This window comes from Thermonema rossianum DSM 10300, from assembly GCF_000426825.1.
In the GTDB taxonomy this organism is placed as follows: Bacteria; Bacteroidota; Bacteroidia; order Cytophagales; family Thermonemataceae; genus Thermonema; species Thermonema rossianum.
In genome coordinates this window covers 326,978-348,801 of record NZ_KE384579.1, presented here as the reverse complement: position 1 = coordinate 348,801, position 21,824 = coordinate 326,978, and the positions used below count along the sequence as shown (strand labels likewise).

16 protein-coding genes are annotated in these 21,824 nt (G+C 49.9%); 4 read left to right on the top strand and 12 right to left on the bottom strand.

Annotation, left to right across the window (positions count from 1 at the left end; genetic code table 11):
• Window positions 1-93 precede the first annotated feature (93 nt).
• The 7 genes from K384_RS13090 to K384_RS13060 form a co-directional block, all read right to left on the bottom strand.
• Window positions 94-573 (bottom strand): RDD family protein, encoded by a 480-nt coding sequence (locus K384_RS13090; protein ID WP_169737662.1) that lies wholly within the window; start codon window positions 571-573, stop codon window positions 94-96.
• A gap of 388 nt (window positions 574-961) precedes the next feature.
• Complete coding sequence (locus K384_RS13085; protein WP_157630174.1) at window positions 962-1,732, bottom strand: hypothetical protein; 771 nt, start codon at window positions 1,730-1,732, stop codon at window positions 962-964.
• 3 nt (window positions 1,733-1,735) lie between these two features.
• Entirely contained in the window at window positions 1,736-2,119 is a 384-nt protein-coding gene (locus tag K384_RS13080; RefSeq protein ID WP_157630173.1) for a DUF3221 domain-containing protein, read from the bottom strand.
• Between the two features lie 16 nt (window positions 2,120-2,135).
• Window positions 2,136-4,145 (bottom strand): alpha-ketoacid dehydrogenase subunit alpha/beta, encoded by a 2,010-nt coding sequence (locus K384_RS13075; RefSeq protein ID WP_084147241.1) that lies wholly within the window; start codon window positions 4,143-4,145, stop codon window positions 2,136-2,138.
• A gap of 108 nt (window positions 4,146-4,253) precedes the next feature.
• Window positions 4,254-6,827 (bottom strand): OmpA family protein, encoded by a 2,574-nt coding sequence (locus K384_RS13535; protein ID WP_051633413.1) that lies wholly within the window; start codon window positions 6,825-6,827, stop codon window positions 4,254-4,256.
• Window positions 6,828-7,045: 218 nt separating this feature from the next.
• The gene (locus K384_RS13065) at window positions 7,046-7,633 is read right to left on the bottom strand and encodes a TlpA family protein disulfide reductase (protein ID WP_038032951.1); all 588 of its coding nucleotides are present in this window, start codon (window positions 7,631-7,633) and stop codon (window positions 7,046-7,048) included.
• Window positions 7,630-8,442 carry an SDR family NAD(P)-dependent oxidoreductase gene (locus tag K384_RS13060; RefSeq protein WP_051633412.1) on the bottom strand — a complete coding sequence of 271 codons (813 nt, stop codon included), beginning with the start codon at window positions 8,440-8,442 and terminating at the stop codon, window positions 7,630-7,632. The genes K384_RS13065 and K384_RS13060 overlap by 4 nt, the downstream gene beginning before the upstream one ends.
• Before the next feature lie 46 nt (window positions 8,443-8,488).
• Here K384_RS13060 and K384_RS13055 point away from each other — a divergent pair, with 46 nt between their 5' ends.
• On the top strand, window positions 8,489-9,709 hold the full coding sequence (locus K384_RS13055; protein ID WP_038033052.1) for an RsmB/NOP family class I SAM-dependent RNA methyltransferase: 1,221 nt from the start codon (window positions 8,489-8,491) through the stop codon (window positions 9,707-9,709).
• Window positions 9,710-9,721: 12 nt separating this feature from the next.
• On the opposite strand, the gene dnaG is transcribed toward K384_RS13055, so the two are convergent.
• The 4 genes from dnaG to K384_RS13035 form a co-directional block, all read right to left on the bottom strand.
• Window positions 9,722-11,665 carry a DNA primase gene (gene dnaG, locus K384_RS13050; RefSeq protein WP_038032950.1) on the bottom strand — a complete coding sequence of 648 codons (1,944 nt, stop codon included), beginning with the start codon at window positions 11,663-11,665 and terminating at the stop codon, window positions 9,722-9,724.
• 106 nt (window positions 11,666-11,771) lie between these two features.
• Entirely contained in the window at window positions 11,772-12,452 is a 681-nt protein-coding gene (locus K384_RS13045) for a hypothetical protein (protein ID WP_157630172.1), read from the bottom strand.
• Between the two features lie 378 nt (window positions 12,453-12,830).
• Window positions 12,831-13,622, bottom strand: a complete 792-nt coding sequence (locus K384_RS13040) for a hypothetical protein (protein ID WP_038032948.1) — start codon at window positions 13,620-13,622, stop codon at window positions 12,831-12,833.
• 35 nt (window positions 13,623-13,657) lie between these two features.
• Complete coding sequence (locus tag K384_RS13035; RefSeq protein WP_038032947.1) at window positions 13,658-14,029, bottom strand: DUF423 domain-containing protein; 372 nt, start codon at window positions 14,027-14,029, stop codon at window positions 13,658-13,660.
• 103 nt (window positions 14,030-14,132) lie between these two features.
• On the opposite strand from K384_RS13035, the gene K384_RS13030 reads away from it, so the two are divergent.
• The 3 genes from K384_RS13030 to K384_RS13020 all read left to right on the top strand — a co-directional run bounded on the left by K384_RS13030 (window position 14,133) and on the right by K384_RS13020 (window position 21,316).
• Entirely contained in the window at window positions 14,133-16,712 is a 2,580-nt protein-coding gene (locus K384_RS13030) for a hypothetical protein (protein WP_157630171.1), read from the top strand.
• A gap of 72 nt (window positions 16,713-16,784) precedes the next feature.
• On the top strand, window positions 16,785-17,924 hold the full coding sequence (locus tag K384_RS13025; RefSeq protein ID WP_038032941.1) for a sensor histidine kinase: 1,140 nt from the start codon (window positions 16,785-16,787) through the stop codon (window positions 17,922-17,924).
• Complete coding sequence (locus K384_RS13020) at window positions 17,891-21,316, top strand: hypothetical protein (RefSeq protein ID WP_038032939.1); 3,426 nt, start codon at window positions 17,891-17,893, stop codon at window positions 21,314-21,316. Before K384_RS13025 ends, K384_RS13020 begins: the two co-directional genes overlap by 34 nt.
• Before the next feature lie 11 nt (window positions 21,317-21,327).
• On the opposite strand, the gene K384_RS13015 is transcribed toward K384_RS13020, so the two are convergent.
• The gene (locus K384_RS13015; RefSeq protein WP_038032938.1) at window positions 21,328-21,807 is read right to left on the bottom strand and encodes a sterol desaturase family protein; all 480 of its coding nucleotides are present in this window, start codon (window positions 21,805-21,807) and stop codon (window positions 21,328-21,330) included.
• Window positions 21,808-21,824 lie beyond the last annotated feature (17 nt).

The following is a 21,824-nucleotide window of genomic DNA, read 5'->3' as shown; positions in this document are numbered from 1 at the left end:
ATTAAACTACAATTTAATCAAAATTGAACCAAAGGCCAAAGCAAATAAAAAAAGCCGCGAGGTTTTTTCTTCCCTACGGCTTCACACTCTCTTCTATTGCTGCTTTAACTTACGGTAGCGCTCCGCATCCTCTGCCCTCAGTACTATGGTACGAGACAGTGAATCGTGCCAACCACGTGGATACTCAGACAGAAAACTAAGCGCATCAAAGGGTATCAAGCGTGCCAAAGTGCGCCCCAATGCCCTAAGGAAAGAGATGCGCCCGCCCGTGCGGGCATCTACCACCACTGTCCCCATCAGTTTTTTGCCTATGGTACGTTGAAAGAAATACTCGCTTAGCCATACGTAAATAAGACAGATGAGATGCACGAGCATGCTCCCCCCGCCGTGCCTTACAAAGTCATTTAATCCAAGCAATGGAGTGAGGAAAATGGCTAAAAAAAACGAAACCAAATAATCAATGATGCGTCCCAATAAACGGGCACGCCATGATGCAGGTTGCAGCGTAAGCAGATCGTTCGCAGTCTCTTGGTCAACAACGCTGACAGACTCGTGTGTGTGCTTTGTCGTCATGGCTATCATGCTTTTGCGTGAAACATAAAACTCAATCGCAATAAGCATAAACCGGGCATGCAAAAGGCTTTTTTACAAGCTTGTTGCCTGCTATCCAGGAATCTCATGCCACTTGTCATTTCAAACGGGCGAAGTGTAACTTGTCATTTCGAACCTCACGAAGTGAGGTGAGAAATCTCAATTTCATCACACCAAACCACAGAAAGCAAAAGAGATTTCCCGCTTACGCTCGAAATGACAAAGAGGAATTCTCGAAATGGCAAAAAGGAAGACGGAAAAACTAAAAGAAAGTGAAGCGAAAGACAACAAAAGCAAACAGGCAGTAAGGTGAATGGAAACAAAAAGCGAAATGAATAAAGCCCGTCCGGTCCGGAACGGGCTTGTGTTTCTACTCGCCACCATCCTGTGGCGCCGAGCGCTGTTCTTTGGGCTTGGACTCCGGCATGGGACGCGGTTTCGCCCATATTTTGTTCTCCTTGCGGTCGTAACGCAACTTAGGTGGTTTTTCGCGCTGCCAGTTGGGTAGCCCCTTGCGCTGCCAAGGCAACAACAGGCGCCCTTTGCGGGTGTAGCGCGGGTCGCGATAGCGGCTCAAACGTGCACTTTTGGGTGTACCGGTATAACGATCGGCATAGGACTTGGCACGCTTGCGCTTGACTTTGATGGTACCGCGGTAGCTGGCCATGGCCCGCCGGTTGCTTTGCCGGAAGCGCTCCAGCTTGCCGGACAGCTTGATAGTGCCTCGATAGGCAGCCATGCGGCGGTTGTTGCGCAGGCGGCTACGCTCAAAGGCATAGTTCCGTTTGATGGTACCCCGGTAGTTCGCTCTTGCCTTGCTTGATGCGGCGGCCCGTTGGCGTATTTTTTTCAACACACGATAAGGGATGCGCTGTGGGTATTTGGTGGTGAGGTCTTGTTCATCGCCTTCTTTGAGAATGACGCCCACCGGTCCACGGAATTGCGAAATCATGGCAGGAGGCGCCATGCGGTGCGGCTCCCGGTCGCCACGCCATTTGCTGCCCTTAAAAGGCCCATATTCTTGTTGCGTGCGTTTCTTGGGCTCTTTGTCTTTTTTCGACAACTTTTGAGCATGCAGCCCGGTGGCGGGCAAAAACAACAAGCAACAACAAACGTATAAAATGCTTAGCAATGACTTCATACTCTACTTTCTTCCTTGTGGACAGGGTGGGTCAACACAATCCTCCTCTTTGGTTTTCTTACTTTTTACTTTTTGCCGTTTTACATTCTTGTCTTTCTTATCGTAAAACAAGCTCGGATCTTTCTTAAAATCCTTATCCGTTTGCATTTGCCGGCTACGCTTGGCTTTCTTTTTTGACAGCTTTTTCTTTTTCACCAAGTTGGTAGCCGTGCTGCGCTTCACTCGTATGTAACCATTGGCAGTGGGGTCATAGTCGCCCTCAGCCACACTGACCGTCTCCACCTCACGATAGGTAGCGCACTGCAGGCGTTTGTTGCAGGCCATCAACAACAAGAGGCAGCAAAGACCTGCACATGCGCTCCATAAGTTTCGTATCAACCATTTCACAGGGACTGTCTTTTTTTTAGTAGGCAATCAGTTCTTGTATTTTTTCTTTCATACGGGAATAAGGCAGGAACTGTTGCTCTAAGGGTTTCACAAAGGGCACCGGTGTGTCGAGTGCTCCCACACGCATAACGGGGGCATCCAAAGACTCGAAACAGTGCTCGGTTATCCATGCTGCAATTTCTGCGCCAATTCCGCCGGTCAGGCAGTCTTCGTGGGCAACAAGCACCTTGCCGGTTTTGCGTACGGCAGCCGCCACCGCTTCTTTATCCCAAGGCAGCAGGGTACGCAAGTCAAGGATTTCGGCCGTGGCTCCTTCTATCTGCTGCATGATTTCCACCGCCCAGTGCACACACAAACCATAGGTAATAATGGTAATATCGTCGCCACTTTGCACGGTGCGCGCCTTGCCTATTTCCACGGTGTAGTAATCGTCGGGAATGTCTTCTGCCAACGAGCGGTAAAGATACTTATGCTCGAAGTACATGACGGGATTAGGGTCTTCGATGGCGGCATTCAGCAATCCTTTGGCATCATAAGGCGTTGAAGGATAAACGATTTTCAGGCCGGGGGTATGGAAAAACCATGCTTCGGTGGATTGCGAGTGGTAAGGACCTGCCTGCGTGTTGGCACCGGTAGGCATGCGCACCACCACGTCGGCGTTTTGTCCCCAGCGGTAGTGCAGTTTTGCCAGGTTGTTTACGATTTGGTTAAAGGCACAAGTAACAAAATCGCCAAATTGCATTTCCACCATGGCTTTGTAGCCCTTGATAGAAAGACCTAAGCCGGCGCCTACAATGGCCGACTCACAAAGGGGCGTATTGCGCACGCGTTCTTTGCCGAATTGCTCCACAAAACCTTCGGTGATTTTAAACACGCCCCCGTATTCGGCAATATCCTGCCCCATGAGCACGAGATTGGGATAACGCTCCATGCTTTGACGCAAGGCGTCGGAAATAGCATCTACAAAGCGGCGGCGGCTCTTGGCTTCGCTTCTTGGCTTTATTACTTCTTGTTGAAAAGGCGCATAAACATCTGCCAACTCACGCTCTACCGATGCTTCGGGGTAGGGTGCCGCATCGGCTTTTTTCCATGCGTCGTCTATTTCTTTCTTGATTGCTTTGCGGATAGCCTGCACTTCTTCTTGTGTGATGAGCTTTTCTTCGAGCAACCAAGCTTCATAGTTGAGCACGGGGTCGCGTTGCGCCCATGCTTCCATGAGCTCTTTGGGTACGTATTTGGTACCGGAAGCTTCTTCATGTCCCCGCATGCGGAAAGTCATGGCTTCTATGAGCACCGGGCGTGGGTTCTGGCGTATTTCTTCGGCATAGTGGCGTATGGTGCGGTACACTTCCAGTATATTGTTGCCTTCGATTTGCACGGCTTCCATACCGTAACCTATGCCGCGGTCGGCAAGGCGCTCGCAGCGGTATTGCTCGTTGACGGGCGTGGAAAGTCCATAGCCGTTGTTTTCAATGACGAAAATTACGGGCAGGTCCCACACGGCTGCCACATTGAGGGCTTCATGAAATTCGCCTTCGCTTGTAGCCCCTTCACCGGTAAAAGCAACCGTTACCTTGCCTTCCTTGCTCAATTTAGTTGCCAAAGCAATGCCATCTGCCACTGAGAGTTGCGGTCCCAGATGTGAAATCATGCCCACGATATGGTGCTCGATGCTTCCGAAGTGGAAAGAGCGGTCGCGCCCTTTGGTGAAGCCGCCCGCCTTGCCCTGAAACTGTTCAAACAAGCGTTGCAAAGGCACTTGACGGGTGGTAAATACGCCCAAATTGCGGTGCATGGGCAGTATGAACTCATCGTCGTGCAGCGCCGAAGCCACCCCCACGGCAATGGCTTCTTGCCCAATGCCCGAAAACCACTTTGACAATTTGCCCTGCCGCAGTAAAAGCAGCATTTTCTCCTCAATCATGCGGGGTTTCAGCAGGCGTTTGTACAACTCCACCAACAGCGGTTTATCGAAGCCTTCCTTTGAGTAATTCAATACGGGTGTTTGTATGTTTGCTTTTGCCATAAAACCGGTTTGTTGTTTGCTTTGAGGCTACAAAGCAACGGTAAATTTTGGAATTTTAGAATTTCATCGAGCGTTTTTTCGGCATTTGATTGCTGCCGGCCAATATCATCAACGCAGCAACACAATTTCCACACGGCGGTTTTCCGCTGCCTGCCATGGCTCTTTTTCTTCCTTCCACACGGGGTGTGCTTTGCCAAAGCCTTTGTACCGAATGCGTTCGGCTTGAATGCCTTTTTTCACAAGATAATCAAAAACGGCCTTGGCACGTTGCTCGCTTAGTTTAATTTGCTGCTCATCGTCGCCTTTCAGGTCGGTGTAGCCATACAACTCCGCAACCACCAACGGATCTTTTTTCATAAACTCCACATAACTGTCGAGTGCGGGCAGTGCCTGAGGCAACAATTTACTTGAATTGTAATCGAAATGCACGATGACTTGTGGCGGCACAATCACCTGCTTGCCATTAAACAAATGGGCAGTCTTCGATTCAGAGGGCACGAATTCTTGTTCCTGCGCCCGGAAGTCATCGAGTTTGGGCAGTTGGTCCAAGGGGATAGTAGCCACGCTGCGGCGTAGTTTTTGAGTATTCACTTGGTTCCACACCTCGAGCTGAAACTCGCGCCAGTCGTCTTTACGCAGTGGTTTGAAAGACACCAGGTAATAGCGGCGCAGCAGACGCGGCACGTTCCGGTACACCTCCTTCAGCTGTTCGTAGCGGTTCACGACGGGAAAAAACAAGCCATCCAGCAATTCGGCAAGGCGGGAAAGTGTAAAAAAGTTCACGCCCTCCCCAATCGGGAAAATCAGCAGCTTCACGCCTGCCTTCCCGGCATGAATAGCCAACTGCTTGAGGTCGAAAGCATGGGTGCGCCAATAAGCAAAAGAGCTGTTTTCGTAGCCGTCGGTTAAGAGTACGATGTATTTTTCGTACTTGTCTTTTCCGGGCATCTCTTCAAGCATCTTCACCGCTTCATCTATGGCTGCGTAAAGGGCGGTATTTCCGCCAAACTCTTTGAGTCCCGCAAAGCGGTAAGTACCGGCTATGGTGTCCCGGCTTTGCGTGATATGGGTCGTGCGTCGCAGACGATCGTCGAACTGCACAAAGCCAAGGTAGTCGGCATCCAGCTTGGCTTCTATAAAAGCCTTGATTGCCTGCTCTTGCACAATAATGGGCTGCCCATACATGGAACCGCTATAGTCGGCAACCGTTACGAACACTTTAGGGCGCAGCAGGTCTTCTTCTACTTCCTTTACCGACAGGATGCTGTACTCAGCCGGCTTGCCCTGCCATTCTTCTATTACCTTCTTGAAGTATTTTCCGGGCACGGCATCCAAACCGCTCACAAAGCGCCCTACGGAATCGGTTACTACTACTTTAAAAGAAATTTGTTCGGGATAGCGGCTTTTGTCGGTTTCTATAATTTGAAAATGCAGGCGGTGCTGCTTGGGCAGCTCTTCTATTTTCACCACACCACCGGTTGCCAATGGTTTTTGCACGCGCAACAGCGGGATTCCGGTAGCTTTTTTTTCTTCATCGTAAAAAACAAAATGATAAATGCCCGATTCGGTGGGAATGAAAGTATAGCGTCCTTTGGCGGGCATTTTAGGCTCTATGGCATTCCATCCGGGGTCAAAAAAGGCTGCCCGGACGTAGCCCTTCGACTGCCACTCAATGCGCACCACGTCGCCACTGAAGGCTTCTATGTTTGCCTTCTTTTCAACGGCCTGCCCATTGATCGATACCTTGAATGACCAAGCCTTGGTAGTGTCCTTGTAGGTCTGCACCACTTCGCCTTTGGCATACAGGTAATGGGCATACTGCATGGAAGGGATACGGGTTTCCAGCATGTAATAAATCACCTGGCGCTTCGAGGGGGTGTCGAGCGGAATGCTGCCCACCGCAGGCAAATGGCTTGCCAAGCGGGTAGTATCGTTGTGTGGCATGCCGGCACGCACATATCCATAGTTGAGCCGTTCGTTGACACGGTACAGGTTGACCTCCAAGCTGCTATCTACTTCCCAACGGGCAACATAAGGCCGGTTGAGCGAATCGAGCGGTGAATGTAAATACACGGGTTCTACGGAAAAAGAAGGTTCACGCAACACACGCACGAACACCGTACTCACCAGCTTATGATGAGGGTAGTCGTCGTTCCAGCACTCGAGGCGCAGTGCGTAAGCACCGGCCGGCAGTTTCAATTGGTTGCGGTAAGAGTTGGGCAGCTCGTTGGCAATCATCACGGAATCGCCCAAAAACAAGCGGCAGCGGCGAAAATAAGGCTGATACCATTGATAGCGCAATTCTTCGCCTTCTACCAATACTTGCTTTTCCACTTGCAAAGCTTGCTCGGTAGTGTCTATCAAACGCGGCTGAATACCGTAGCGCTTGAACACTTGTTTGCCGGCTCGCAATGCAATGTAGTACCCGTTTTTCCCATCGAAAAAAAGCTTTTTGGTGCCTTCGAGAGGCAAGTCTTCTATTTTCTGCCTGTTGGCATCTTCCAACCAGAGCTCTACTTTTTTCAGTTTTTCGCCCCGCGTAGTCCAGCTGATAATTTCTTCCGAAGGACGCACCAAGGCGCGGGGAGCTTCTACTCTCACGCCATAGCTCTGCGCCATGGCTTCTTCGCTACAAGTAATAAAAGCAAAAAATAGCAATAGTAGCAGAAAGGTATTTTTCATTTTGTTTCCATTTTAAGCTTTAAAAACAAGCGTTTATATAAAGTAAGCGGTCGTGAGGTGTAAATATACAAAAGGATTTTAATTGTAATAAAGTTTGGTTTTTTAATTTTTTTCACCAAACAAAGCCAAAACACTCCTCTACCGGAGGATGTTTTGATTGAAAAGCATTGCCAAGCGGGAATGTTCGTAAAACAAGCAGGCGTTTAGCCCATGGAAGCTTATTGCAGCGACTGCAAAAACGCCCAAAAAGCCTGTGTGTCGTAATTTGCCATTCCTTTTTTCCGGTAAACCACCTGTCCCGAAGGCGACAGCACAAAAGTGGCGGGGATGGCTTTTGAGTGCAACAAGGGTGGCTCGGGCGAAAGCGGGAAATAAGTAGCGGATGTTATGCCTTTCCGTGTGGCAAAGCGCAGCACCTTTTCACGCTCACCGGTGCCTTCCACATTGACCAGCAAAAGGCGGATATTGTCTTTGCCTTCTGCTTCGATGCGTGCCTGCAGATTGCGTAAACTTGGCAGCTCTGCCACACAGGGGGGGCACCAGGTAGCCCATAAGTTAATGACCACCACCTTGCCCCGCAGGTCTTGTATGTCGATGCGTTTGCCGTCAAGGTCTTCCAGTAGCCAATGCTCTTGCAAGCGGGGCGCCGAAGCTGCTGCTTGCGGACGGGCATTGAACAGTCCTGTCCATAAAAGCACCCGCTGCATGCTGCCCATCACTTCGGGGAACGCCCCGGTGAAGCGCAAAAGCAGAAAGACGAGCACAACAATCAGCCACAACGGAATTTTTTTGAAAATCTTTTTCATGCCCTTTTGTACGTTTTTTCGGCAAACTTCCTTCTGAACACCCACCCCAATGCCCGGCGTATCCACCCCTTGGGAAACAGATGGCGCAAACGTGCATACATCGCTACCCAGAAGCCCGGGACATGCTCGCTTTTGCCTTGCAACATAGCACGCACGGCGCTGCGCGCCACCTGCTGTGGCTCAAGTGAAAAGGCTGCCCCTAAGCGTCCCAGGCGTTCAATAGTCCGGCGCACGTCGGGGTTGGTAAGCACTCCGCCGGGGCAAACCACCGTGACCGATACGCCACTGCCCCGCAGCTCTTCGCGCAATGCCAAAGAGAAATGATAGACAAAAGCCTTGGAAGAGGAATAAAGTACTTTATAGGGCATTTGAAAATAAGCGGCCATGCTTGCCATGTTCAAAATGTAAGCGGGCGTATGGTCACGCAGCAAAGGCAGCAGCAAGCGCGTCAGGCGTGCCGTTGCCATCACATTCAAATGCAGCACCTTTTCGTAAAACTCATAACTGTAAGACTCATAGGGTCCGGTAAAGCCCATACTCGCATTGTTGATAAGATAACGCAAGCGCCACTGTTCCCGGTAACAGCGCTCTGCCACCGCTCTGATATCTTCCTCACGGGTAAGGTCAGCGGGCAAGGCTTGCACGTCTATGTGAGGATACTTGCGTTTCAGTTCGGCACAACTTTGTTCAAGATGCACATCGGGTAAGGCGACCAGCAGAAGCGATACGCCACGCGCTGCCAACTCATGGGCAATGGCAAGTCCTATTCCTTGGCTGGCACCTGTAATGAGAGCATAGCTTTTTTCCATTCTTGTTTCAATGCTTACCTTTGCCAAAGGTAAACAAAATTATCCGGTGAAACTGCACAGAAATCTCATCGAGGGCATCATAGAGGTGCTTCAAAAGGTATTTCAAGAGCATGCCTACAGCGACAAAGCTATAGAAAGTGTATTCAAGCAAAACAAGCGATGGGGCGCCCGCGACCGGGCTTTTGTAGCCGAACACAGCTACAATCTCATCAGGAATCACAAGCGTTTGCGCTACGCTTTGGGCATGCCCACCGAAGACGGCGCCCAAGAGCAACATACCGATGCCCTGCGTCGCCTGGCAGCAGGCTATTTTTTATTGCTTTTAAAAGAGTTGCCTTCGTGGGATTTGTTTACCGGCATTCCTGCTTATACTCAACTACAAGAGCGCTATGACCGCCCCCCTCACCCATCGATTGCCTACAGCGTTTCCGATTGGCTGTGGCAGTACGGCACCCGGCAAATGGGCGAAGGATGGCAGCGCGAACTGGCAGCCATGCATACTCAAGCCGATGTTTATTTGCGGGTCAATACGCTCAAAACCGACATACATGGCTTGCGGGAACGCCTGCTGCAGGAAGGCTTCGCCACTGAGCCCGTAGAAAAGGTGCCTTCGGCATTGAGGCTTACGGAGCGCGGCAATATATTCCGCACGAAAGCTTTTCAAGAAGGGCTTTTTGAGGTGCAAGATGCCGGCTCGCAGTTGATTGCGCCTTTTTTGGAAGTGAAAGCGGGCATGCGGGTCATTGATGCCTGCGCCGGTGCCGGCGGCAAAACACTTCACTTGGCTACGCTCATGCGCAACAAAGGGCACATCATTGCCATGGATGTGGAAGAGTGGAAGCTAAAAGAGCTGCGCAAGCGTGCCCGCCGCAATGAAGTGTTCAACATAGAAACACGCCTTATCGATAATCAAACCATCAAACGCCTGCGTGGCAGTGCCGACCGCCTGCTGCTGGACGTGCCCTGCACCGGCTCGGGGGTACTGCGGCGTAACCCGGATGCCAAATGGCGCATCACGCAAACATTTGCCGATGAGGTGAAAGCCAAACAACAAAAGATACTGGAACTGTATCCACAGATGCTCAAGACAGGCGGTAAGATGGTGTATGCTACCTGCAGTGTGTTTCCTGAGGAAAACCGCCGGCAAATAGAGCACTTTTTAGCGCTGAATCCGCATTTTGAACTGGAAGCCGAAGAGCTGCTCTTGCCTTCTTATCACGGCTGGGACGGATTTTATATGGCACGCCTGCGGAAAACAGCCCCATAGCAAGCCACTCCATCAACCGGTAACATTTTTCAAGATATCGGAAAGATGGCTTAACAGGGCTTTGTTTTCCTGCATTTTCTTCAACAAAACCATTTGCTGCTCCATATCTTGCGCCTTGGCTGCTTCTTTCATGGCATCGAGCAGCTTCTTTTCTTTCTTTTTCAAAAAACGGTGCTTCAAACGCAAAATGTTTTTGTAGGCGTTGTCGGTGAAAGTGTCTTCCGGTTTTTTTATAAATATTTCGTAGCGCTCCCACCCTTTCGAGGGCTCGCTCAAGGCAGTAAGCATATCTATGGCTGCCTGCTTGATTGTTTCTTGCGGGTGATGTAGAAAGTGGTCTAAGGTGAGCACTTCGCCTTGTTCCAAAGCAGCACAAAATTCGTCGAGCATGCTTTTGAAGGGCTCGTGTTCAATGTCTATGTCGGCGATTTCTTCGAGCACATATTCGGCAAAGAAGCGCTCGTCTTCGAGTTGCTCTTTGGCAAAAGACAGCAGCAGGAAAAGCAGGTCGCGCTCTTGTCGGTACTGCGCCGTATCGATAAGAGCAGAAGGAAGGGCTCCGGTAGCAGCGGGCTCTGCTGCTTCGGGCACTTGCTTGGCGGCTTCGCGCTGCAGGGGCAAGCCCCGTTTTTCGCGAAACAGAATGGTATTGACCTCATCGACTACCCACTCTTCTTCTATGTTCAGCTCCTGACTGAGCTGCCGTATGTACATACGCCTTTTGAGGCGGTCGCCAATGCGGGCGATGGAAGCAGCCAACTCGCGCACTGCTTTGGTTTTCGCCAAAGGGTCTTCGGTGCCGGGTGGCAGCAAATGGCGTGCTTTGAAATGCAGGAAGTCCTCTTCTTTTTGAGTGATGTAGTCCACAAAAGCAGCAGCGCCCACTTTCAGCAGGTAGCTGTCGGGGTCTTCGCCGGGGGGCATCAACACCAAACGCACATTTACGTTTTCTTCCAAGAGCAAGTCAATGCCCCGCAAAGCGGCTTTAATACCGGCTTCGTCACCATCGTACAAGATGGTGATGTTTTCGGTAAAGCGACGCAGCAAACGCACCTGCTCTGTGGTAAGCGAGGTGCCCGAGGTAGCCACTACATTTTCAATGCCTGCCTGATGCAGGCTCATCACGTCCATATAGCCTTCTACTATATAGCATTTGTCTTGCTGGCGTATGCTTTGCTTGGCAAGATGCAGCCCATAAAGCACCTTGCTTTTGTCATAAACCGGCGTATCGGACGAATTAATGTATTTGGCTGTTTTCTTGTCGGTGCTGAAGGTGCGTCCGGCAAAGGCAATTACCTTGCCGGAAAGGTCATGAATGGGGAACATCGCACGGTTGCGAAAGCGGTCATAAAGGTTTTGGTTTTTGTCGGAACGGTGCGTCAGGTCGGCCGCTTGCAGAATTGCCGCTTGATAGCCCGCTTTTAAGGCTGTTTGTGTAAAGGCATCCCAAGCATCGGGGGCGTAGCCCAATTCAAACTTGCGAATGGTGGCTTCGCGCAGCCCCCGCTGTTTAAAATAAGACAAGCCGACGGCCTGCCCTTCTTCTGTCTGCCAAAGGAAATGGCTGTAGGTCTGTTGCGCAAACCGCAGGGCAATCAGTATGCTTTCTTTATGGCGCCGCGCTTCTTCGGCAGCATCTATTTCTTCTTTGGTGGCTTTTTCTATCTCGGGCAGGGCTATTTTATAGCGTTCAGCCAAGCGTTTGACTGCTTCCACGAAGCTCAGCCCTTCTATTTCCATGACAAAAGAGATGGCATCGCCCCCTTTGCCACAGCCGAAGCACTTATAAATTTGTTTGGCAGGCGATACGGTAAAAGAAGGCGTTTTTTCGTGATGAAAAGGACACAAAGCCACGTAATCTTTGCCTTTTTTCTTGAGACTTAGATAGTCCTGTATGACTTCGACCACGTCGGCGGTTTCTTGTATCTGCTGTATGACGGCTTCGGGAATAGACATGCTGCCCTTTTGTTTGCGCTTTCTACAAAGATACGTCTGTTTTCGAAAACCAAACAGCCGGCGCGCGCTACCGGCTGCTGTTGCTTGTATCGTTCAATGTGGATGGTTACTCCAACCGCAACTTGCCATCTACATATTTAAGCGTGAAGGTCTGCTCCTTCGCCTCGCCTACACTAAATGGCATCGTAGTACGAAGCAAAGTATTTCTTGAAGAGCCCGGACCGTTTTTTTCATACAAAACAACGGACATCATATAATCTCCGGGCAGCAGGTCCATAGCCAGACTGCCTTTTTTGCCCTCTTTCTCGCTGTTGTAAATCCCACCTCCGCGAACAAACACTTCCAAATCATAGCCGGATATAATTGAAGGATGAATATTGATTTGCACATCCACTTTTTTCTTCCGGAGTGCTGCCCGGCTTACCTCTTCGATGACACGAACAATTTCATAAAATGGCTTTCTCCACTTATCTTTCAATACGTGCATCCCCGAATTGTCGAGAGTCGTATTTTTGCCGTTATGCTGAACGGATATGCTAATACCTCCACGATCGGTAACATTTTGTTCTTCGGATTCTATACGCTCAAAATCATTGTCTTGCAGGGTCTGCCAGATACGATTCAGCTGCTCCGGGCTTAATTTGAAGGGAGTGTGCCGTTCTATCTGATGGTCCTTTTCCTTGAAAAAACACGCTTCTGCCGAAAGAAAAAGGGTGGAATACACCGGCAACATGCCTTCGTCTTTGGTGAGTGTAATACTGAAATCCGGGGGTAAAGCAACATTCATGGAAGGGGAGCTGTTTTGGGGCACTTTTTCTTGCTCATGGGCATGCCCGTTATCTTGGCATGAAAGCAACACAGCAGCTGTAAGAATGAAACAAAAAGAAAGTGTATGTATCATCATTTTGTTGTTTCATAAAATACACTTAAATATCTCACAATCAACAAGCAACCTCAAAGGAAATAACGCTCAAAAACACCTCTGTTTCGACACATTTGCCCCTGTGCAAGGCAGGTGGTACAGCTCATGCATTCAACAACAAGCGGGAGCACAGCCCGTATGGGGACCCTGTGCCCGGAATACGGCCTCCGCCAAAAAGGAAAAGCCGGCACCTCGATACGGCACCGGCTGCACGGATTTTAATTACCGCTTCAAGTATTTAATTTACTCCACTACCAATTTACCTCCGGCATATTTCAGTGTAAAAGTTTGCGTTTCGCCCGGTTCCACCTTGAACTTAAGCATGGCATGAGCCACCGTTTTTCGCGCATAAGCAGGCTCGGTATTTTCCTGCAAGGTAGCCGAAAGGATGTGCTCGCCGGGCAACAGTTTCATTTCCAGCATTTCTTTTTTTCCCTCTTTTTCACTGTTGTAGTTCACGCCCCCTCGAACGAACACCCCCAACACATAAGGCGTAGTCGTGATGGAAGCATCTATGCGCAGCTTCACCGTCACCTTCTTTTCTTGCATGGCGGCGTCCGTCATCTCCTTAATCGTCGTTACAATCTCGTAGAATTGTTTGCGCCACTCCTCTTTCAAGATATAGCTTCCTACGTCGTAAAGCTTGGTTTTCTTGCCATTGTGCTGCACAAACACACTGACGCCGCCACGGTCGGCAATATTATGCTTTTCCGATTCGATGTGCTCGAAAGCGTTGTCCTGCAGCGTTTGCCAAAGGCGTTCCAGCTGTTCCGGGCTTAAGGTAAAGGATGTGCGGCGGTGCACCATGTACTCATATTCGTCGAAATAGCACTCTTTTGCAGAAATGAAGATGGTGGAATACACGGGCAACATGCCTTGGTTTTCGGTAAGTGTAATGCTGAAATCTTCCGGAACGGTGTTTTTCATATTCGGTTGGTTCAAGGCTTGACTCTGCCCTTTGGCGTGCCGGCTGCTTTGACACGACAATAAGGCTGCCAGCAAAAAGGTAAAACAAAAAGAAAGTGTGCGTATCATATCATTCTGATTTTAAGTAATAGCGAATCATTTATTCAGTTTTTCCATACGGTAAATGCCAGGAAAAGCCAGCCGGCCATGAAAAGCAATCCGCCCAAAGGCGCCACAGCCCCCCAGGTAGTCATGCCGGTGAAGCAGATGGCATACAGGGACCCACTAAACAAAAGAATGCCCAACGTAAAGCAAACAGCCACCCACTGCACGCGCCGCCATGGTAAATGGCGTTGTGCTACATATAACATGAATAATGCCAAAGCATGGTAGAACTGATAACGGACGGCTGTTTCATAGGTATCGAAACGGCCCGCCTGCAGCAGGCTTTCTTTCAGTGCATGAGCCCCAAAAGCTCCCAAGGCAACGGCAGTGCCTGCCAACAAAGCAGCCACTACCCCAATCCATTTTTTCATATCTTAGGCTTGTTTTTTGTATAGACCACAGCAATATATTAAAATTCGATTACTACTTCACAGCTTTTCGCTAAATTGAATGTTCTCTCGTAGATTGTAAGTGATGATGCATGTTTTTACACAAAAGATACGGTCTCGTGTCCTTTTATTATCTGCTGCCGGGCTATTGCTGTTGCTTTTGGCATGGCTGCTTTCTTTTGACACAGCCCATCGTTTTTTATCGCATGCAGGCATAGACAGCCAGATTCAAGAAAATGTGTTGCATGCTTTCGAAGAAGCGCAGGAAGAAGCAGACCGCGTGCGCCTGACCTTTCAGAACAACAACCAAGCGGCATTGGCGCAAATACTCGATGAGCAACCCTACCCTTTCTATGTTTTCAAAAACGGCTCACTCTTCTTTTGGTCAGATTTCAGCTTCGTGCCTCCGTATGAGCACCTCAAAGGCGCGTACCGTTACCGCCTGCTGAATTTGAGCCGTGGTCTTTTCCTTGCCTATCACGATGAGTTCTTAACCGGTGGCAAAGCCTACATAGAAACGTATGTGCTGATTCCCATTTACCGGCGCTACCCGGTGGAAAACAATTACCTGCAGTCGGGCTTCAATACCGCTATCATACCGGTAACACAACAGGAAGATATACGCATCAATCCGCCCTTAACCACCGACATAGTGGAAGTAAAAGCCCCCAACGGGCAGGTGGTGTTCAGTTACATGCTCATGCCCGATGCACGCAGAAGCTTGAATCAGGCGTTTGTGCAGCGTATTGTAATTGGCATTGCTTGCCTGGGCATGGTTTTGCTTGCCTGGGCAATATGGTTGAGCCGGTTTTATTGGATACAAAAGCAACTGTTCGAGTTCTTTTGGGCTGCCTTCTTTGTGTATTTGCTGCTCTGCCGCGGTGTGATGACCCACTATCGTTGGTTGAGCACCCTCACCCGGGCGGAGTTGTTCGATTCCAAACTCTACGCCTCTTCCATGCTGAGTCCGTCTCTGGGCGATTTGCTGGTGAATGCTTTGCTGCTCACCTGGCTGGTGTTTGCCTTGCGCGTGCATCTGCCTCATACCTTCTTTATCCACCGCCTGCACAAGGTCAACCGCATCTTTGGATTTGTATGGGCTACTTGTCTGGCGCTGCTGTCCTATGTGTCCATCGGATTGATTGTGTACTTTATCAGTACTCTGTACTTAGATGCCACCATATCACTGGACATAAGCACGCAAATCAACTTTTCTGCTGCACGCATTGTTGCCTTGTTTGTTTTCTTGCTTTTCTGTCTTGTTTATTTTCTGCTCACCAACTTATGCGTACGTCTCTTTCGTAAGCTGTTACGGCAGCACCCTCTATGGATGATGCTTTCGTTCAGCACCGCTACCTTATTTATTGTGATGCTGAGCTATCAAGCTCATTTTTATCATCCATGGATTGTTTTCATTCATGGTGTTTTCTTTTTGCTAAGCGCTTTTACCAAGCTGCCCAATTACTTGTTTCAGCTGCGCTACCGCACCACCCTCTACCTCTTTGCCGGCGCGGTGGTGTGTGCCTTCACAGGGGCTTACACCGTAGGCCTTTACAGCCAACAGCGCATATTGATAAACAAAGTGCGCTATGCCGAATCGTTGATGGCAGAACGGGATCTCTACACCGAGTTTCTGTTGAAAGAAGTACACGAGCAAATCAGAAAAGACTATAACATACAGGAGCATTTGCGCTCGCCTTTTCTTCCCAAGCAACTCATTAAGCAGCGAATACGGCGCATACATCTCAACAACCGGTTTGACAACTACCAAGTACGCATTCTGCTGTTTGATGCGCAAGGCAATTCACTTGATAAAAGCGATGCCGCCCACTTAGACACTTACCTGCACAAATACGCGAAAAAACAATTCCAAACCGAAGAGCCCTATTTGTATTTCATCAACGAACAGCAAGCCGTAGAGTATAAAATAAGTCCCAACCTGTTGCGCGCCTATATACTGAAAGTGCTCATCAAACATCAGGGCGTGCCGGTAGGCTATGTTTTGCTTGAGCTCAAGCAGAAAAAAGACCTGCCTTACAACGTTTATCCCGAGTTGATGGTCGATAGCCGTTTCCGGATGCCGTCGGAAGTGCAACATTACAGTTATTCGGTATGGCTGGGGCGGCGGCTGCTTTATAGCTACGGACAGTACAACTACGAAAAGGATTTCAATTCGCGCCTGCTCAACGAAGCTGCATTGTATCAAACAGGGATTGAAAGTAATGGTTTTCATCATGTAGCTGTTTTGGACAGGGCAAAGCGCACAAGCAACATACCGCCAAAGATAGTGGTCGTATCGTCGCCGGCTTACAAGCTTAGCCGCAGCTTTACCAACTTTTCTTTTCTGTTGTTGATATTGATTCTTTTTACCGGTGCCTTGTTCTTATTGCTTAGCAGGAACCGCCTGTCTTTCAACCGCCTGTCTTTCACTGCCAAAATACAGCTTTACCTTAATTTCGCCTTCTTTGTGCCGCTGCTTATCGTAAGTGCGTTCACCCTGAGTTTCATGAAGAACTCATACGAAGAAGACTTGCAGCGCTCTTTCTTGCAACAAGCCAATAATGCCATGTTGAGTTTGAGCGGCAGTCTGCAGCTGTTCGACAACGAAGACCTGCAGCTGGATGCGCTTCAGCAAGAGCTGGCCATCCTAAGCCGCTATGGGTAAGTAGATATCAACCTCTTTTCTGCCGAAGGCGACCTGATTGCCTCCAGCCAGCCCAATATTTTTGAAAACGGCTTGATTTCGACGCTCATCAACCCCAAGGCGCTGGTGGCCATACGCGACTTGCGATTTAAAAACATATTGCTGGAAGAACAAATCGGGAAGTTGCGCTATCAGTCGGTGTATGTGGCGGTGAAATCATTTGAAGACGGCAAGCTGCTGGGCATTTTAAGCATACCCTTCTTCGAAGCACAAGACGAGCAAGGCCAAAAACTCAGCGATTTGCTGGCTATCATCATCAATATTTTCACCATCACCTTCAGTGTGTTCTTGCTTTTGTCGCAAGTAGCCTCGCGCACCTTGACCGAACCCCTGCAGATGATTGCCCAAAAACTAAGAAAAACCACTTTCCAAGATTACAATGAACCGCTGGAGTGGGATTCAGATGATGAAATAGGGCTGCTGGTGAATGAATACAACCGTATGCTGCTCAATTTGGAAAGCAGTAAGAAAGCATTGGCACAGAGTGAAAAGGAATCGGCATGGCGCGAGATGGCCAAGCAGGTAGCCCATGAAATCAAAAACCCGCTGACCCCCATGAAACTCACCCTTCAACAACTCGAAAGACGCATGCAAAGTGACAACGTAAGCAAGGAAGACTTGCAACGCATGCTGCACCGCACCATTTCAAGCCTGGTACAACAAATAGATACACTCAGCGACATTGCCACCTCTTTCTCAACCTTTGCCAAGATGCCCTCGCCGCGCTTGGCACCTTTCGATATAGCCGATACCCTGCGCAACATTATAGAACTGCACCGCAGTCAAAATAAAACCGTTTTCTTTTTAACCAACATAGCGCCCGGCTCCTTCAAGGTCATGGGCGATGACCGGCTCACAGGGCGTATTTTAACCAACCTGATATTGAATGCCATTCAGGCGGTACCCGACGATCGCACCCCGCAAATCATGGTATCGCTTTACCGTACCGAAGAAAATATGATTCGCATAGAAGTGCGTGACAATGGCAGCGGTATCCCCGAACACATACAAAAGCGGATATTTACGCCCAGCTTCACCACCAAAGCCAGCGGCTCGGGCATTGGTCTGGCAGTAGCCAAGCGGGGAATCGAGCAAATGAATGGGCGCATATGGTTTGAAACCAAAGAAGGCGAAGGCACATGCTTTTTCATAGAATTGCCGCCACTCTCCTAAGCGGCTTATGCGTGCTTTTGGGCATCTTGTTCCCTGCTCACGCACAGGAACAGTGCCGGTGGATAGCCACGCACGACACCCTCCGGCTCGACAGCCTGCCTGTTCTGCCTCACAGCATACGTATTGCCTCACCTGCCGCCGGTGTCCCTTTTCGTTTCGATACACGCACCCAACAGCTGTATTTTCTTGCTACACCCGGCTTACCCGATTCGGTATTGGTGTGTTATCGTGTGGTGCTCCTACCCCTGCAAGACAGCTATGCCAAACGCAGCATGGCACTTATCGATTCAAGCAGTTTTTTCCGTCCGGTGGCCGGGCAAAATACTTTGCCTGCCAACAGCATGGCACTGCTTGGCAGCGACAGCCTGCACACTTCGGGCGTCATAGCCCGCGGCCTCAGTGTGGGCACCGGCAACACCGCACAGTTTAATTCTACGCTCAACCTGCAAATAGAAGGCAAACTAAGCGAGCAAGTGCAACTGCGTGCTTCCATCACCGACCGCCAACTGCCCTACGAGCCCGAAGGCAACACACAGCAGATACAGGACTTTGACAACATACTCATTGAGTTCATCCATCAAAACGGAAGCCTGCAGTTGGGCGACGTAGTACTTAGCGAAAACGATGATTATTTTTTGCGCTTCAGGCGGAACGTGCAAGGGGGCTACCTGCAAACCCACTATGCCGTAGGAAAACACAAAGCACAAAGCAAAGCCGGCTTTGCCATTGCCAAAGGCAAGTTTCATTCGGCGTTTATACAGCCTATCGAAGGCGTCTTGGGACCATACAGGCTGCGGGGGGGACAAAATGAGCGATTTATTCTGATATTGGCAGGCTCTGAAAAAGTCTATTTGGACGGCAAACTATTGGAAAGGGGCTTTGACCGCGACTACGTCATTGATTATAACCAAGCCGAAATCACCTTTAACCCGCATATTGTCATCACGCAGTTTAGCCGCATACGCGTCGATTACCAATATACTGACCGCACCTATAGCCGCTTGACCGGCTTTGTTCAACAGACGTGGGAAAGCCGGCGCAGCCATACCCGTTTGAGTTATTACATAGAAACCGACAACCCCAACCAACCGCTGTTGTTCAGCTTGCGCCCCGAAGACAAGCAACAATTGGCATTGGTGGGCGACCAAAGCGAACGCGCTTTTATTACGGCAGCCGATACCGTGAGTTTCTCTCCCGACTTGGTTTTATACAAAAAAATTGACACGCTGACCGCTTCCGGCTTGTATGAAGGTGTTTTTGTATATACGACCGAACCCGGTGCACCGGTTTATCAGGTGCGTTTTTCCGAAGTAGGTCCCAACAAAGGAAACTACGTGCTGAGTAGTTCCTTAGCCAACGGGCAAGTGTTTCAGTGGGTAGAGCCGCAAAACGGCATTCCACAAGGCAACTATGCCCCGGTTACGCCGGTGCGCCTGCCCGAAAAGCGTAGTATGTGGCATCTGCATCATAGCCGGCAACTAAGCTGGCGGCAGCGGATTACCATAGACCTTGCCCACTCACTCACAGACCGTAATCTCTACTCTCCTATTGACGACGGCGACAATGCAGGCTACGCCGGGCGCCTGCATTACCAAATAGAACACCCCACGCTCGACAGCCTTCGCCGGCGCGAAAGTGGTTTTATTTATGAGTACAACAGCCCTTCCTTTTCTTTTATCGACCGCTTTCGCCCCGTAGAGTTCAACCGCGATTGGTCGTTGCCCTACGACACCACCCGCCTCAACCAACAAAGCGAGCATATTGTAGGATGGTATAGCCATTTCGACGGGCACCATACCGGCTACCGGGCAGAAGTAAACTACCGCCGGCGCGATAAGCAACTGGAAGGATGGCAAAGCCGCATCCGCTGGAAAAGTGAGTTTGCCCGCTGGGTGTTCGAACAACAGTTTTTTGGCTTATATGCCCTGCTCTATGCTGACAGCCTGCAAAGCCAACGCCAAAGCCGTTGGTGGCGTAGTTACACACGCCTGCAGTATAAAGGGAAACATATACAACCTGCAGTCATTGCCGACCTCGACCACAACAAGATAATACAAAGCAGCAACGACAGCATCACCTTTTCAGCCATGCACTATCAGGCATTGAGCGGCATTTTGCAATCGCCCGACACGGCGCGTTTCCGCTGGCAGCTGATGCACACCTACCGGGAAGACTACCGCCCCAAGGAAGGCAGCATGCAGCTTTTTGCCTACGCAAACACCACCCAAGCCGACATAAACCGGCAAGGCGAGCAACAAAGCATAGAAGCGCGCCTTACATACCGTCATTTGCTTTATGCCGACAGCCTGCGTAATGAAGAGAACTGGGCAGCACGCCTGGCATGGGAAAGCCGCAGCCGCCGTAAACAGCTGCAACAGCGACTGATTTACCAACATGGCAGCGGGCGGGAACTCAAGCGCACTTTTGCCTTCATACAGGTGCCCGTAGGGCAAGGCACGCACACTTGGCGCGACGACAATGGCGACGGCGTAGCCCAACTCAATGAGTTTTACCTTGCCCTCAACCCCGACGAAAAAAATTACATTAAAGTATTCACACCCACCGATGAGTATGTGACTGCCTACAGCTCCGATTGGTACTATCGCTTGCAATGGCAGTTTCCGGGCAACGGTGCGTTCAAAGCCTTGTCGGGGCTTAGCAATTGGCAACTCAATCAGAAAGTCAACCGCAACGATGGGCTTGCCCGCTGGCTTCCTTTTTTCCGCCCCGCCGACGAAGCGCTGCTCTCACGCCGCGAACTGTTGCGCAATACGGTTTTTTGGAACCGCAGCCATCCGGTTTATGGCATTACCATCAATCAATGGCAAAGCAGCCAGCGGCAACTGCTCACACAGGGCTACGAGACCCGGCGCGAAGAGAACTACGAAATAAGTGTGCGGTGGCAGTGGCACAGCCAATGGCAATTGGTGGTGTCGGGGGCAATCAAAGACGTGGACAACCGCTCGGACGTGTTCCTCAATCGGAATTTTGCCTACCGGGTGCGGCGCACACAAGCAGAAAACACCTGGCAGCCCGGCAGGCGGTGGCGCCTGCGTCCAAGTTTGATTTACCAGCAGAAAGAAGGCAACGAAAACGTACAAGCCTGGTGGTATGAAGGCAGTATGGACATACAATGGTCCAACTACCCTCATTTCAATATACAAGGGCAGTTAAGCTTTATTCGCCTCACCTACACAGAAGGCGATTTGAACACGCCCTTGGCTTATGAATTGCTCGAGTCATTGGCGCCGGGAAACAACTGGCGCTGGCAATTGCAATGGCAGCAGAAGCTGAGCAGTGGCTTGCAGCTCACCTTTGGTTATCAAGGAAGAAAGCTGCCCGGCAGCCGTATCATTCATTTTGGCAATGTGCGGGCAGCTTTGCTGTTTTAGCCTTTTTGGTTTCAGGATGCTTTTGGCTGTTTGTCTTCACGTGTGGCGAAGGGGTCGTATTTTTTAGGTGCATAAAGAAAACCGAATGCTTCTGCCCCTTCTTTTTCCAAATATTTATGGTGTATTTTATGGGCGCGTATCATGCGTTGCAAATAACGGTTCTTTGCCATAAACTTAATCTTGATGCGCCGGTGCACAATGATATCGTGAAAGGCAATATAAAAGATGCCATAAGCCGTAATGCCTACACCAATGGCAGTGAGCCATGACCATTGCATGGCATAGCCGAAGTAAAAAGCAGCGATGGCCGGCACACTGAACAGTATGAAGAACAGGTCGTTTTTCTCCCAAAATCCTTGGTGTGGCTTATGGTGAGATTCATGCCAAGACCACAAGATGCCATGCATAATGTACTTGTGGGTAAACCAAGCCACACCTTCCATAAAGAAAAAGGTAGCAACAGCAATCAAAGCAAAGCTTAGGTATTCCATTTTTGACGGTCGATTTT

Bases quoted from the DNA above. Each gene is read 5' to 3' on its own strand.
- K384_RS13060 (WP_051633412.1), bottom strand. From the start codon at position 8,442: ATGGAAAAAAGCTATGCTCTCATTACAGGTGCCAGCCAAGGAATAGGA.
- K384_RS13085 (WP_157630174.1), bottom strand. From the start codon at position 1,732: ATGAAGTCATTGCTAAGCATTTTATACGTTTGTTGTTGCTTGTTGTTT.
- K384_RS13040 (WP_038032948.1), bottom strand. From the start codon at position 13,622: ATGATACGCACACTTTCTTTTTGTTTTACCTTTTTGCTGGCAGCCTTA.
- K384_RS13535 (WP_051633413.1), bottom strand. From the start codon at position 6,827: ATGAAAAATACCTTTCTGCTACTATTGCTATTTTTTGCTTTTATTACT.
- K384_RS13090 (WP_169737662.1), bottom strand. From the start codon at position 573: ATGACGACAAAGCACACACACGAGTCTGTCAGCGTTGTTGACCAAGAG.
- K384_RS13075 (WP_084147241.1), bottom strand. From the start codon at position 4,145: ATGGCAAAAGCAAACATACAAACACCCGTATTGAATTACTCAAAGGAA.
- K384_RS13035 (WP_038032947.1), bottom strand. From the start codon at position 14,029: ATGAAAAAATGGATTGGGGTAGTGGCTGCTTTGTTGGCAGGCACTGCC.
- K384_RS13045 (WP_157630172.1), bottom strand. From the start codon at position 12,452: ATGAATGTTGCTTTACCCCCGGATTTCAGTATTACACTCACCAAAGAC.
- K384_RS13065 (WP_038032951.1), bottom strand. From the start codon at position 7,633: ATGAAAAAGATTTTCAAAAAAATTCCGTTGTGGCTGATTGTTGTGCTC.
- K384_RS13015 (WP_038032938.1), bottom strand. From the start codon at position 21,807: ATGGAATACCTAAGCTTTGCTTTGATTGCTGTTGCTACCTTTTTCTTT.
- dnaG (WP_038032950.1), bottom strand. From the start codon at position 11,665: ATGTCTATTCCCGAAGCCGTCATACAGCAGATACAAGAAACCGCCGAC.
- K384_RS13030 (WP_157630171.1), top strand. From the start codon at position 14,133: ATGATGCATGTTTTTACACAAAAGATACGGTCTCGTGTCCTTTTATTA.
- K384_RS13020 (WP_038032939.1), top strand. From the start codon at position 17,891: ATGCTTTTTCATAGAATTGCCGCCACTCTCCTAAGCGGCTTATGCGTG.